Source organism: Fibrobacter sp. UWH6 (genome assembly GCF_900142465.1).
Taxonomy (GTDB): Bacteria; Fibrobacterota; Fibrobacteria; order Fibrobacterales; family Fibrobacteraceae; genus Fibrobacter.
On the sequence record NZ_FRAX01000008.1, the window covers coordinates 114,919 to 129,516 of the forward strand.

At 50.7% G+C, this 14,598-nt stretch carries 8 protein-coding genes; 2 read left to right on the forward strand and 6 right to left on the reverse strand.

Annotated features, from left to right (window positions below; translation table 11 throughout):
* Positions 1-175 precede the first annotated feature (175 nt).
* The 4 genes from BUB73_RS08765 to BUB73_RS08780 form a co-directional block, all read right to left on the reverse strand.
* The gene (locus BUB73_RS08765; RefSeq protein WP_073234291.1) at positions 176-2,314 is read right to left on the reverse strand and encodes a carbohydrate-binding protein; all 2,139 of its coding nucleotides are present in this window, start codon (positions 2,312-2,314) and stop codon (positions 176-178) included.
* A 210-nt stretch (positions 2,315-2,524) separates the two neighbouring features.
* Complete coding sequence (locus BUB73_RS08770; RefSeq protein ID WP_073285071.1) at positions 2,525-4,792, reverse strand: carbohydrate-binding protein; 2,268 nt, start codon at positions 4,790-4,792, stop codon at positions 2,525-2,527.
* 190 nt (positions 4,793-4,982) lie between these two features.
* Positions 4,983-6,320: a hypothetical protein gene (locus tag BUB73_RS08775; RefSeq protein ID WP_073234286.1), complete on the reverse strand. Its 1,338-nt coding sequence runs from the start codon at positions 6,318-6,320 to the stop codon at positions 4,983-4,985.
* Complete coding sequence (locus BUB73_RS08780; protein ID WP_073161128.1) at positions 6,317-7,180, reverse strand: DUF4423 domain-containing protein; 864 nt, start codon at positions 7,178-7,180, stop codon at positions 6,317-6,319. Before BUB73_RS08780 ends, BUB73_RS08775 begins: the two co-directional genes overlap by 4 nt.
* A gap of 778 nt (positions 7,181-7,958) precedes the next feature.
* On the opposite strand from BUB73_RS08780, the gene metH reads away from it, so the two are divergent.
* Positions 7,959-11,603 carry a methionine synthase gene (gene metH / locus BUB73_RS08785; protein ID WP_073234281.1) on the forward strand — a complete coding sequence of 1,215 codons (3,645 nt, stop codon included), beginning with the start codon at positions 7,959-7,961 and terminating at the stop codon, positions 11,601-11,603.
* Positions 11,604-11,620: 17 nt separating this feature from the next.
* On the forward strand, positions 11,621-12,670 hold the full coding sequence (locus tag BUB73_RS08790) for an acyltransferase family protein (protein WP_073285074.1): 1,050 nt from the start codon (positions 11,621-11,623) through the stop codon (positions 12,668-12,670).
* 15 nt (positions 12,671-12,685) lie between these two features.
* Here BUB73_RS08790 and BUB73_RS08795 read toward each other — a convergent pair whose 3' ends face one another.
* A complete protein-coding gene (locus BUB73_RS08795) occupies positions 12,686-14,335 on the reverse strand; it encodes an ABC transporter ATP-binding protein (protein ID WP_073285077.1) in 1,650 nt (549 codons plus the stop codon).
* Positions 14,332-14,598, reverse strand: coding sequence for a PqqD family protein (locus BUB73_RS08800; protein ID WP_073161133.1), 267 nt, complete (start codon positions 14,596-14,598; stop codon positions 14,332-14,334). Before BUB73_RS08800 ends, BUB73_RS08795 begins: the two co-directional genes overlap by 4 nt.

Below are 14,598 nucleotides of genomic sequence, written 5' to 3' on the forward strand. Positions count from 1 at the left end.
GTACAATTTATCACACTATAAACTATTCTTTAATGGAATAAAAAGCAAAATTTCTACACGTAAAATATGGATTATATGTCCAAAAAAACGTCATATTTTAAAAAAAAGGGACATCCCAGTTTCCCAGGACGCCCCTTTTTGGTTTTGGTTTGGTTTATGGAAGTTTTTATGAATCTTACTTAGTTACGTTCACTACAGCAGAACCAGAGACGGACTTCACCAGATAGGAACCCTTTGCCTTTACAAGGTCAGCAGTCTTGTTCTGCAGATCCACAGATTCAGACTTGAAGGAACCCATCAAATTACCGTTCATATCGAACACGGAGTAGTTCTGTTCGCCAGCCACGTCAAAACGGACCTTGACAATACTAGTCGTATCTTCAGGATCTTCGGGATCCACAACCGGTTCCGGGTCAGTTGCGTCCTTGCCTTCGACGAAGGTGAAGTAGTCTACATCCAGCCAGTCGGAGGTCACCTGGAAGCGAAGGATATGTTCACCTTCGGTAAGGGTTACATTTCTCTGGATCTTGTCAAAGGAGTCAAAATTGCCTTCGCTAGAAGTAGTTGCCGGAGCGACGATGGTATCGGTAATAGCCTTGCCATCCATCAAGAGCTGGAAACTTGCAGTACCGTTGTTGGAAGCCACATAGGCGAACATGGTGTAATCACCGGACTTGGCCACCTTCACGGTGTATTCAAGCCATTCACCATTGCGGTTGTAGCCGACCACGTTGCCAAAGGACTTCTTGTAGATATCGACGCCGGTGTCTTTGCGGTAATCAGAACATTCAGAAACATCGGTATCCGAGCAAGAATGGTTTTCGGAATCGGTATCATAGAAAGTCTTGTTGGCGTTACCCGTACCCGGGATATCAAAGTCTTCGGCCTGGATCTTGCCCGGGATGGCGAGGGCTTCACCCTTGAACGGTTCACGGGGAGTAGGAGGAGCAAAGGCGGCAGCACCAACCAGGGTCACAATGCAGTCCTTGTTGGAGGAACCGGATTCCATCTTGATGGTCACGGAACCGTTAACCACATCATATTCATCCAGGTATTCCGCATTCTTGTTTTCGCTGGTCATGTAGGCGCGAACGGTCTTGACATCAGCACCCTTTATGTTGACCGTAACAGTCTTTGCGTTCCTGGCATCACGATTAAGGAGAACCACGATGACGCTATCGCCATTGGCGCTCTTGTAAGCGGAAGCATGAACGTCAGTTTCGGGCTTCAGGGTAGCACCCACACGAACTGCACCCGGACGGATGAATCGGGCAAACTGGCTCATGATGTAGCCGCGCTTGGAAACCTTGCCCACTTCGTTGGAAGGAATGGAAAGCTTATTGCTAAAATCCGTTTCCATGATCAGGCCATAGCAACGACGGATGTACCACCAGGTGTACTGATTGAAGTTACCAATAGCCAAGGCACGATGAATATCGTAGGCCACGTCCATAGCGCGGACGGTGTCCTTCTTGTTCTGATTTGCCTGGTCACCGGTATTCATAATCTTACGCCAATAGTTGCCGCTGCCCTGGCTTTCGGTATAGTGTTCCGTCATCCAGCGTTCCACATTTTTCTGGTCAGCGAGAGAGTACTGGAACCAGGAATCTGCGGTATAGGCTTCACTAGCGTAGAAGTGGGCGCCAAGAATGTCCCAGTTCTTCAGAACATTATCATCCTTCAGAACCTTGTCGTACATGCCCTTGGCATAGGCAAAGGATTCCGTAGAAATCACCTTGGTGCCATGCTTACGCATCTTGGCGGCGTAATCTCTGGTAAAGTTGTAAATTTCGTCAGCAGACCAGCAGGCCCATTCGCCGCACCAGTCCGGTTCGTTGCTGATGGAAAGGGCGTACAGGGGAACACCCTGGTTGATCATGTATTCTGCAAAGCTATTCAGATGGTCAACATACTTCTGGTAGTTGCTGGAGGCGATGTGCTGACCGGCACCTGCATAGTTGGAAGTCCAGGGGGTTGCATAGAGAATGAAGTCATTGCCGGCATACTTCTTGGCGGACTTGGCGGCGGCAACATCCTTGTTAAAACTGTTAGAATTTCCGTAAACCGGAATACGGAGGGTATTCAAGCCAATTTGGCCATCACCGGTACCAAAGGCAAGCTTAGCATCGGCATCGGAGAGACCTTTACCGCCCTGCCATTCATTGTGGACCATGCCACCAAAACCACGAATTACCTGATATTCAGTATTTGCATCGACAGTAACAGTCGAAGCCAAGGCGCTACCGGCAAAAAAGCCCAGGATGCCAAACAAAGACGCAATCTTGCCTACGCAAGAGCAATTTCTATTCCACATATCCCATACTCCATGTATGAAGAGCGACACCACTCGCCCTATGCAACTTAAACTATTCCATTTCGGAGCATATATCCACTATGGACACCCTCTTTCCATGGACAAATTGTCCATAGACAAAAAGCCCCCAGGCAAATTCTGGAGGCTTTTTTGGATGCGTTTATGGTATCTTTTGACGATTTTCGCCTAAATTCAACGATTTTCTGCGTTTTAGCGAACCACACGGATCATGGACTTTTCACCATTGGTACCACGGATCATGAAGATGCCCTGGACACCCTTGGCAGAATTTTTCCACTGGGCCGTTGCAGAAGACAGGTCCTTGGCATCGATGGTAGCCATCTTCTGACCGTTTACATCGAACACCTGGAAGCTTCTGGAAGAGGTCACGTTCATACGGATAGACTTAATGGAAGTAGGATCAAGTTCCACGTCATCCGGTGCATCGGCGCCAGCAACGAAGTTGATGAAGTCGATGTCGAACCAGTCTGCAGTGGCGGTAAAGCGCAGGATGTGCTCGCCCTTGGTCAGGTTCACATTGGCGCTAACCTTGCTGTAATCGTCAAAGTTCTGGGCAGATTCTTCGCTCTTCTTGTTGGCGGGAACAGTGATATCTTCTGTAATATCCTTGCCATCGATAGAAAGCTTGAAGCTGGAACCACCATCAGAAGCAACAGCGGCATACATGGTATAAGTGCCAGTTTCAGCAACGTTCACCGTATATTCAAGCCATTCGCCTTCGTTGATGTAACCCACAATCAGCTTACCGCCAGCCTTCTTATAGATATCTACGCCAGTACCGTCACGGTAGTCGGAGCATTCCGCTTCCTTGCCGGCATCGGTGCAGGAGTGGTTTTCGGAATCCTTGTCATAGTAGGACTTCAAATCGCTACCGCGGCCAACACCGGGAACGTCAAAGTCCTCCATCTGGATCACACCGGGGATAGCCCAGGCGGTGCCGCCATAAGGTGACTGCGGCGTGGGTTCAGTAGTTCCGCTACCTTCGAAGCCCCAGGCCTTGATAGCCATGGTAGAATCCTTGGCACCCTTGAACACCAGGAACAGCTGATCCACAATACCGGAGAGGCCTTCAACTTCGCACTTGTTTTCGGCATAGGTCGTCTTGGAACCAGTATTCTTCAGTTCGCAAGTACCAGCCAAGGTGCCAGTTGCAGAACCCTTGCGGATTTCAATGGTGTTCCCATCGGCAACACTACCCGCTTCAACGATAAAGCCAGTTGCTGCAGTACCGAAGTCTACACCAGAAACGCGAATCCAGGATTCCTTGGTAGAAAGAGGCAACAGAAGGCTACCAGATACCTTACCCGGAGCCCACAGGGAACGGCTACGGACGCCTCTCTGCTTGGAGCTAGTCAGAGCCGGATACCAATCGTACGGGTCAAAGTTTTCAATCTGTTCCGGACCTTCGTTAGTGCAAACCACCTGCTTAATGGTACCATCGGCGTTATAGAACATTTCGTCTACAGAAACGCTACGGTGGTAACCTTCGTTAGGCTTAGGCATGCCATCATCGGCAGGGATAATTTCCAGACCATCGTGGCCCTTGGCAATACGGCGATCATGGTAAACCACATAGGAATGGCCCTTGAATTCGGCGATACCGTGGTGGTTGTTATTGCCGTTAATGCTCTTGCCATTCATGCTGGGATCGCCAAGGATGGTACCCTTCCAGGTAAAGGGGCCCGTGGGGCTATCACCAATACCATAGTCAATAGTGGGAGCACCCTGCTGCCAGCCAGTACTGTAGGAGAAGTAATACTTACCTTCATGCTTATGGATGTAGGAAGCTTCCAGCATCTTGCGGGTAGACAGGCCGTTCACCTTCACGTGAGAGCCGGTACCCACCGGAGCATCCTTGGCATCATTCAGCTTTACGACGTCAAAGTTATCTGTGTTCGGACGACTAGTGCTTTCGCCACCACCCCATGTCACATAGGTAGTACCATCGTCATCGATGAAGATACCCGGGTCAAAGCACCAGGAAACGCCATCACAGTCAATATGGCCCTTTCCCCAACCGGCAACCAGCTTGTCCTTGCCACCGCCCACAGCGTTGCTCCACGGACCGGCGATGCTATCAGCCTTGATGTAGCCAATACCGCCGCCACCGCCATCGGGGAACACAATATAAAGTTTACCAGTCTTGGGATCGGAAGCAATACCGGAAGCCCAAATATCACCGATGCCGTTGATTTGACGGGCATCATAGATAATACCGAAATCAGTCCAGTTCTGCATGTCCTTACTGCGGAAGCCGTAAAGAGCATAAATCTTATAACCATCGGAATTATAGGGAGCCGGGTCATCGGAATCGGTGATGATGTAGAAATATTCATCATCGGCGGCGGCACCCGGGTCAGCCAGATAATGGTAAGTTGAAATCGGATTGTAGGCCAGGCCGAAGGTTGCAAGACCTGCGGCAAAGGTGGCGCCAACCACTTTCTTTAAAAGCTTCATGCTAAACTCCCTAAGGCCTTAAATACACCCAGCCTTATCTTTTCATTTCTAAAGATATTTCCGGCAGAAGAAAATTTTTCACACCGAAAAAGGGATTTCATTGACATTTTGTCAACGTGAGCGGCAAACTAAAGAAAAAAGCCCGTCGCTTTTTTGCGACGAGCTTTTTTCATATAAAGCCTAACGGACCTTAGGGCGTTAAACCCTTTACGCCATAGATTTCCACGTCATCGACCCAGAGTTCGTATTCGCCTTCGTCGCCACGGCGGGCGGCAAAGATACCAAGACTGTTCACATGATCCTTGACAGCGTCCCAACCGACGTTTCCGCCAATCTTGCTTTCGCTTGCAGGATCCAGATCGTCTACGGTAATCACAATACGAGTCCACCTGTCGGTAATTCTCTTATGGCCCCAAGCCTTGCCGGTCTCGTAACCAAGCACGCTATCTGCGGTGCTGTTGTCTACGTGAACATCGAAGGAGAAGCTGACCCACATGGAATCGTTATCCGGATTTTCGCCGCGAGCCCAGAACACAACGGAATCAAGTTCCGAGAAGTCATGGAATTCGGCGAAGTTGTGACCCATCATGGACCACACCAAGTTGGAATCCTTGTGACAGCTCATATGAGCTACCAGACCGAACTTGGCTTCTTCCACAGCATCCAGCTCGATAGTCGCATTCCTGGATACAGAAGTGTACCAGCGGTAGGTGCCATCGTCGAAATCATCCAGCAGCACATAGGGGTAAACCTCTACGGTATCTTCGTCTACGGAATCCTTCGCCGTTGTATCGGCAGGAAGCGTATCGGGAGTTTCAACCTGAGGACGGGTTCCGATAACCACGCCATCCTTGGACTTTTCAGACACCACAGTCACGGGAACAAAGCCGATGGTCTGGAAGTTGTCGTAAACTTCAAGCTGGCCGTTGACATTCACGTATTCGCTGGTGTAATAGATAAAGCCCACAGCGTCAAAGGATCCTTCGGGCAGGGACTTGAATTCGAAGTTGCCCAGAGAATCCGTCTGCACAACGTAATCAAGACCGCGGATACCCACGTAGGTAGACTTGTTTCCCTCGGGAATCAATACCTGACCGCTCATAGAAGTAGTCTTCTTGAGAACCATGGACAAGGTATCGCAAACGCTATCCTTAACGACAATACGGTCCAAAGCCTTATCGGAGCTACCACGAGCTTCGACAAGATACTCGCCGGCCTTCATCCTGGGCAGGCTCAACCGGCCCTGGTCGTCGGTCTCCTTATTCCAGATACCGGCGGCAGAATCAGACTCTTCAAGACTATTGACATAACGAGAGCTGGAACCAGCCAAGAAATGACTCGGTCGCACCATCACCTTAGTGCGAGCTGCAGGAGAGCCGTCAGCCTGGCGTACAGTCATGGCAACAGAGTTCTCCGTTTCAAACGAAGAACCGGCAGTGTCACCCACGCTGTCGCTAGAACATGCGACAAAAAGCGCACTGAATGCGCTTGCTGCAGCTAAAGTTAAATGCCACACCCACTTTTTCATTTTGTCTCCCTTTTTACGCCCTCCGCTTCATCTACGGTGCCAACCCCGCCCTTTCGGGCAACCGGGTAGAACGCCATCGAGAGTTGCATTACCCGATCCGGATTCTTGGCGCCATCCACGCGCTTCTGAACCAGGCGACGGAATTCACGGAGCATGTCCCCCAGATCCTCAAAGCAGGACTGGTCGACAGACAATGTAAGTGTAGAAATATTTCTTTCGTCCACAGGAACGTTATCAAGCGCATCGCTGGCTAAAGACAGCACCTGACGCTGGAATTTGCGAACTGCGGCCTTCTTTTCGGGTCCGCCAGCGGTCAAATGGGCGTCTGTAAGCGCAAGTTTACCGGAAGCCATCTTCTTTACCAGACCCACTTCCAGCAGAGTATCGATTGCCTCTTGCACCTGGGCCTCGGAAATGGGCGGGCAGATGTCATGGGCGATCTGCTTGATGTTCACCACGCCACCATTCAGTTCCAGGTAGGCACGGACGGCGGGAATCCACCAGTTCTCAAGCAGTTTAAGTTCGGCGGCCTGCAGGCTATGACGGTTCACGTCCCTGAGAGACAGGGCCTTGGCCATCAGTTCTTCGCGCTGACCCTTGTCCTTGGTAACGGAGGCAGAGAACAGCAGGTCGAAGTACTCGGCTTCGCGGCCAGACAGTTCAAGCATTTCCTTCGCGGCAGGCAGCGCACGGGCAGGCAGGTGTTGCTTCTTCTGAAGCACCCTGTACAGGTAGCTGGAATCGAGGCCCAGCTTGTCACCCATCATGCGATAGCTGTAGAAAGGCATCTCTGCCTTTTTACGATCATAGAAGGCTTTCAGGAATTCGCGGTAGTCCGCTATGTCAGAAAAAGTAACCATATTAATTATCCAAATCTTTACACTAATAAGATAGACTTTGGACGTTTTAAAAAATAGATATTTCGCGAATTTGCCGTGGACGTTTTGTCCAAGCCAATCGTGATTTTTGTCACAAAAATATAAGTTTTGATACAAAATTGGCGTTTTCAGGCGAAAAACCGCAAATTTTTAAAAGAAAGAATGGGATTCCTCATGGATAAAAACGCCTCAAAGGGGGCCGGAACATCTCCATTCAAGAGCAAACTGTGAGCGCAGTCAACAAATCAGCAATCGGATGCCATTTTACACAGCCCGCTGGCGGTGGAAATTATTCCAAAGGCAGTGAAAGGGGCGGCCTGCGACGATCTTTTGCGAAAAAGGCGGTGGATTCGGCGAAAAACGGAGGTTTACACTGCCTTTTCGCGAATTTGCTTGCGAAAGCGGCGGGTTAAACGATGAAAGTGGCGGTCTAAACAGAGGAAATGGCGGGTTGGACAGCCAAATTGAGGCTTACGCAGAGGCGAAAGGGGCGGCCTGCGACGATCTTTTGCAAAAAAGGCAGTGGATTTGGTGAAAAAAAGGTGGTTTACACTGCCTTTTTCGCGTGATTGCCTGCGACAAAGACCGCGTTTCAAATAATAGTTAGCAGTTCTTTGCCCGACGTACATTATATATAAAAGGGATTTTCTATTTCGCGTTATAGTTTTTATCAATAACAAATCATTTATTTTCAGTTTTCGTAATTGGCAACGCCTATAGAGTAGTGGATTAGCGGCACCTTTTTTCTAAAATTCCAATTATGACTTTACGTGAAGCATTTGAAAGTAGAATGATGCTCCTGGACGGGGGCATGGGTTCCGTCATTCAGACCTACGGCATCAAGGGCGCCAACAACGATATGTTGAGCATCGAACGCCCCGACGTCATTCTTGATATCCAGCGCCGCTATGTAGACGCCGGCGTGGACGTGCTGACCACCAATACATTCTCTAGCCAGAGAGTGAGCCAGCACGAATACCATCAGGAACATCGTATCGCCGAAATGAACCGCGCTTCCGTAAAGATCGCTAGGCAGGCCGCCGACGAGGCCATGGCAAAATATGGCCGTCAGGTGTATATCGCAGGCGACGTGGGCCCTACCAGCAAGATGCTTTCTATGAGCGACGACGTGAACGATCCCGCCAGCCGCTCCATTACTTTCGATGAACTGGAAGACGCCTATCTAGAACAAATTCAAGTTCTCTTGGAAGAGGGCGTCGACGCCATTCTCATCGAAACGATTTTCGATACTTTGAACGCAAAGGCCGCCTTGAGCGCTTACAGCAAGGCCAAGGAAGCCATGGAAGCCGCAGCCATCGCCAAGGGTGAAACGCCCCGCCCGGTAGAAGTGATGCTTTCCATGACGGTGAGCGACGCTTCGGGCAGAACCCTTTCTGGCCAGACTGTAGAAGCATTCGCCATTAGCGTCATGCATGCAAAGCCTTTGAGCATCGGCTTGAACTGCGGCCTGGGTGCCGACGGCATGATTCCCTATTTGCGTCGCATGGGAAAGGTGGCTCCCTGTTATTTGAGCTGCCACCCCAACGCAGGACTCCCCAACCAGTTCGGCGGTTATGACGATACCCCCGAAGACATGGTGCGTCTCATGACGCCTTACATGGACGAACATCTGGTGAACATGATCGGCGGTTGCTGCGGAACTACTCCCGAACATATTGCCGCCATGCGCAAGATGCTGGATGCCCTGCCTGCCGATTACGAACGTCGCAAACCCGCACCGAAATTCGCAACTTCCCCGCTGCTGCGCCTGGCCGGTTTGGAACCGCTGTTGGTCAATCAGGTACGCCCCAGCAATGGCGCCGACAACTGCAATTCCGAAGATTTCGTCCCCGTGGGTGAACGTTGCAATGTGGCAGGTTCCAAGAAGTTCCTGCGACTGATCAACGAAAAGAATTACGAAGAAGCTCTGGACATCGCCCGCAAGCAGGTAGAAGACGGCGCCCAGGTTGTTGATGTGAACATGGACGATGGCCTTCTGGATGCCAAGCAGGAAATGCGAACTTTCCTGAACTTGCTGGCTTCCGACCCGGCCATTAGCCGCGTGCCCATCATGGTGGACAGTTCCCGCTTTGAAGTCATCGAAGAAGGTTTGAAGTGCGCCCAGGGCAAGTGCATCGTGAACTCCATCTCCCTGAAGATGGGCGAAGAAGCTTTTATCGAACACGCCATGACGGTGAAGCGCTTGGGTGCCGCCGTTATCGTGATGCTCTTTGACGAAGAAGGACAGGCCACCAATTACGATCGCCGTGTAGCGATTGCTTCCCGCGCCTATAAGCTCATTACCGAGAAGTGCGGTTTCGATCCCTCTGACATTATTTTCGACCCCAACGTCTTGACGGTAGCAACAGGCATGGCGGAACACAACGCCTACGCCCATGACTTTATCCGCGCTTGCCGCTGGATTATCGACAACCTGCCTGGAGTCCGCATTTCTGGCGGTCTTTCTAACTTGAGTTTTGCCTTCCGCGGAAACAACTACCTCCGCGAAGCCATGCATTCTACGTTCCTGCATTTGGCAACTCCCAACGGCATGGGCATGGCCATCATGAATCCGGCCGCCGCTGTAGACTACAAGACCATCCCGCTGGAATTGCGCATGGCCATTACCGAAGTTCTGCTGAATACCTATCCGGAATCCAGCGAAGAGCTGATCGAAATTGCAAGCCGCATGACTGCCGCCCAGATGGCCGCCAAGGAAAGTGGCGCCAAATATGACCCCAAGGCCATTTTTGCCGTAAGCGCCGGAGCCGCGAACGCAGCTAGTTCTGAAAGCGCGGGCGCCGATGTCGCCGCAGTGCAGACCACTCCGGAACAGCGTTTGCAGGAAGCCCTCCTGAAGGGAACTTCCACCACCTTGCAGCCGGATCTGATGGAACTGATTAACCGTGGCGACAGCCCGGTGAACATTATTTCGGGTCCTTTGATGGACGGCATGAACGAAGTGGGCCGCCTCTTCGGTGAAGGAAAGATGTTCTTGCCCCAGGTGGTAAAGACAGCCCGTACCATGAAGAAGGCCGTTGAAATTCTGCAGCCCTACATCGAGGCCGGCAAGGAAGAAGGCGCCGCCTCTCGAGGCAAGATCGTCATCGCCACCGTCAAGGGCGACGTCCATGACATCGGCAAGAACATCGTCTCCGTGATCATGGCCTGTAACGGCTTTGACATGGTGGACTTGGGCGTGATGGTTCCCGAAGATGTGATTGTCAACGCGGCAATTGAACATAAGGCGGATATCGTCAGCCTTTCCGGTCTGATTACTCCGTCTCTTGAAGAAATGTGTACCGTGGCCACCAAGATGCAGGAAGCGGGACTCCGCATTCCCATTATCGTTGGCGGTGCCACCACTTCGCCTACCCACACCGCAGTAAAAATCGCTCCCTGCTACGATGGCCCCGTATTCCACGTCCGCGATGCCGCAAGCAATCCGGGCCTGGCCCAGAAACTTCTGGATCCCTCCACCAGCGCAGAAACCATCGAAGAAAACCGCAAGGAACAGCAGCGCATTCGCGACAAGCAGGCTGGCATCATCTCTGCTGCCGAAGAAGCCATGGCCGCTGCAGAATCCACTCCGGTGGAACGCCGCTACAAGTGCGACTGGGAAAAATATCAGCCGGTACAGCCCCCCTTCATGGGCGAAAGCAAGTTGCCGCCTATCGCCTTGGAAAAGGTCATCCCGCTGATCAGCTGGGAATACTTCTTCTACACCTGGAAGGTAAAGCCGGATTGCGAAGAAGCAATCAAGCTGAAGGCCGACGCCGAAAAACTGCTGGCAGAAATCAGCAAGCCCGAATACGCCCTGCGAGCCGTTCAGGCATTCTACCCAGCCGCCGGTACCGATAGCACCGTCCAGTTCAACACCGGACGCACCGGCACCGCAGCCGACCTGGTTGAAGTCACCACCGCACGTCAGCAGAATCCCGAAGGCACCTGCCTTGCCCTCTGCGACTATGTGGCCCCCGCCGACGCCAAGACCGCCAGCGTGTTCAGTAGCGTTCTGGGCGACAAGATTTTCCGCGATATCGTGGGCGCCTTTGCCGTTACCGTCAGCGACACTTTCGTAAAGCGTCTTGAAAAACTGAAGGCGGAACAGGGCGGCAGCGATTACGATGTGCTCTTGATGCAGACTGTGGCAGACCGCTTGGCCGAAGCAGGCGCCCAATACCTGAGCAATCAGCTGGACGCAAACAACAACTGGAAGGGCATCCGCCCCGCCGTTGGCTACCCAGTACTGCCCAACATCAAGGAAATCTTCAACGTGGCAAAGCTCATCGATTTCGACAGCGTAGGCATCAGCCTCACCGAAAATGGCGCCATGTACCCGCAGGCATCTGTCAGCGGCCTGTACATCAGCCATCCCGAAATCGAGTACTTCAACGTTAAGTAAAAGATTATATTTAGGGCATGCCCAAAAAACGTATTGTAGGCCTGGACATCTTTAGAGTCCTTGCAGTTTTTATCGTGTTCCTTTTTCACGCACAGCTTTTCCTGAAGTGCGATTTCGGTCCCGCCGACAGCGTGATTCAAATGGGCGCTGTTTTCATGACAGGGTTCTTTATGCTCTCTGGTTTTGTTCTGCACCTGACCCATAGTCAGACGAACTTAATGCAGGCAACAACCCTAAAAAAATTCTACTTCAAAAGGGCCATCGGTATTTTACCGCTCTACTACTTTTTCGCCTTGCTCTTCATTGTAACTCTAGGGCAGGAATCCCTAAAAGAAAACCTGATTCTCGCTCCCGTAGAAATCCTAGGGCTTCAATCCACGTTCTCTTCCATTTTCACGGTTTCTCATAATGACGGGACCTGGTTCATTTCGTGCCTTTTGATATGTTACTTGCTATTCCCCTTGATGCAGGAAGTGGCCAAGCAAATCAGCTCCCGTGCAAAAATTTTGATTATCGCATTCTGCGGTGTGGCCCTGTGCTGGGCACCCGTCATCGTTCATTTCTACCACACCGCTTCTATTTACGAAAACCCCTTCTACAGAGGCCTTGAATTTACCATCGGCGTCATGCTCTGTTCTTTACGCAACGACGCTATTGCAGACAAGTTTAGATTTTTGCAGCAGTGGAAATTCTTTGCAGCAGAATTTTTACTTTATGCCGTGGCGGTAACCGCCGCATTAAAAATCGGAATTCCCGGAAACTATATGCTCTTTGATTTTATTGCATTGCCTGCATTTGCAGCGATGTTGTGGAGCCTTTCCGGAGTCAAGTCAGAAGCACTTGAAAATTCAAAAATTCTGCAGTTTGCCTGCAAGATTTCCTACGCCTTTTTTCTGGCCCAATCCTTCTGTTGGATTCCCGTTTTCAAGTTCCAGGAACTGACCGGAATCAACAACGGATTTTTAAACTTCGCCATTTCATTTATCGTTTGCATTCTCGTATCTGCAGCAATGCATATATTGGTGGAACGTCCGGCCACCAAGAAGCTAACTAAGATACTACAATAATTTTTTGCGAATAGGTTACAGCCTTATCACGCCATCGCAAAGTTTGCAGACTTCTTCACGGTGCGTAATAAAGATCATGGTCTTCTGCGGGAACGCCTCGAAGATGCGGCGGAACATTTCCTTTTCGGTATCCACATCCAGGGCGGCGCTAATTTCATCTAGCAACATGATGGATCCGCCTTGCAAAAGACCGCGGGCAACGGCGATACGTTCCGCCTGACCTTCGCTAAGACCATAGCCCCGTTCACCCAATTCCGTATCAAGACCATCAGGCAGATCATTTACAAAATCTGCGCAGGCAATGTGCAGCGCCGCAGAAATTTCCTGGTCAGTTGCCGCAGGATTTGCCATCTGCATATTCAAGCGGAGAGAACCGCTAATCAGCGAATTACCCTGAGGAACATAAGCAAAATTTTTTCGGGTAAATTCATCGGCCGAAACTTCCCGAGGATCCGGGTTCCCTGAATAAACAACAGTCCTGCCAACGTCAGGTTTTACAAGACCAAGCATGATTCTAAAGAGTGTGGTTTTTCCAATACCGGTTTCACCCATCAGCGCCATTTTGCTGCCAGGCTTAAAATCAAGATTCAAATTTTCTAGAACTTTTCTACCGTCATCGTCATAGGCAAAGGAAACGTTTTCAAAGCGGACACCTGCAGAAGGGAACGGTTCCATTGAGTGTTTCACTCGGTCAAGGTTAGCGGATTCCTGGGTCAGACGATTTTCAATAATTTCATCAACACGGTCAATACTTGCCGTAGCATGAATCAACTGAGGAGCCGAATTCAGCAAATTAAAAATGGGATGCTGAATTTGACCTACCAATTGCAAGAACGAAGTCATCACGCCAAAAGTGATTGTTCCATTTCGCAGTCCAATACCGCCCCACACAAAGGCCAGCAAATAACCAAGCCCAAAAGACAAGCCAATCAGCAGACGGACAATCACCGTAAAACGGCTACGGACAACAACGCGCCCCATTAAGCAGTCCTGCATATTGTTCAACAGTCCGCCCACAAATCCCTCGCTCACCATGGAACGGATCAGAGCGTCATTCTCGGCACACTCCTGCACATGCATCTGAACGCGGCTTTCACTTTCGCGAATTTCTGCAGTCATCTTTCGCAGACGGCGGGCAATCATTTTTCCCAGCACCAATGCAAAAGGAGTCGTCAACAGCAAGGCCCAAGCCAACCGCGGATCAAACCAGCGCATCAGCAAAAAGGCACCCACCAGCTGGATCGAAGTCACCGCCATTTGCGGCAACTTATCAAAAGTGACATCGCAAATGGTTTCCACATCCTTCATGACGCGGGACGCCACGTCACCAGAATGAAGGGTTTCCTTGCCGTAAAGTTTCCGCGAAAAAATCCTTGAAAAGACAACCGCACGCAAGCGGTTAACGCCACGAGTGCAAGACTTGATACCCAGATAATAATTCAGCTGTCGCAACAAAACGCCAGCCACAACGGTTCCCACCAGGAACATCACCATCACGGCAACATCATGATTGGAGCCTTCATGAATCGTCACATCGATAAAGGTCTTGCTCAACCAAATCGTAAGCAAGCCCGAAGCCACTTGGAAAACGCCAGCCATGACGCGAGCGCACATGTTCATGCGTTCGCCTCTTGAATTGCGCCACAACCAAGTCAGATATTTCATTCGACGACTTTAACCTCTTGCCACTGGGCTACAATGGCAGACACATCGGCCTTGGCCTGAGCTTCGGAAACTTCATATTCCTGGCAGAGTCTTTCAGCCAGACTATCCACAGTAAATTCGCCTTGCGACGCTTCATTCCACAAGAAAGCAGCGGTATCATTCAGGCAAAGCAGACGACCAAAATCCAGGGCACCGAGGCCCTCGCCCATAATCACCTTTTCGCCGCACACATCGCGAAGAACAAAGCCATTCTTGATTTTCAT

Bases quoted from the DNA above. Each gene is read 5' to 3' on its own strand.
- BUB73_RS08765 (WP_073234291.1), bottom strand. From the start codon at position 2,314: ATGTGGAATAGAAATTGCTCTTGCGTAGGCAAGATTGCGTCTTTGTTT.
- BUB73_RS08770 (WP_073285071.1), bottom strand. From the start codon at position 4,792: ATGAAGCTTTTAAAGAAAGTGGTTGGCGCCACCTTTGCCGCAGGTCTT.
- BUB73_RS08775 (WP_073234286.1), bottom strand. From the start codon at position 6,320: ATGAAAAAGTGGGTGTGGCATTTAACTTTAGCTGCAGCAAGCGCATTC.
- BUB73_RS08780 (WP_073161128.1), bottom strand. From the start codon at position 7,180: ATGGTTACTTTTTCTGACATAGCGGACTACCGCGAATTCCTGAAAGCC.
- metH (WP_073234281.1), top strand. From the start codon at position 7,959: ATGACTTTACGTGAAGCATTTGAAAGTAGAATGATGCTCCTGGACGGG.
- BUB73_RS08790 (WP_073285074.1), top strand. From the start codon at position 11,621: ATGCCCAAAAAACGTATTGTAGGCCTGGACATCTTTAGAGTCCTTGCA.
- BUB73_RS08795 (WP_073285077.1), bottom strand. From the start codon at position 14,335: ATGAAATATCTGACTTGGTTGTGGCGCAATTCAAGAGGCGAACGCATG.
- BUB73_RS08800 (WP_073161133.1), bottom strand. From the start codon at position 14,598: ATGAAAATCAAGAATGGCTTTGTTCTTCGCGATGTGTGCGGCGAAAAG.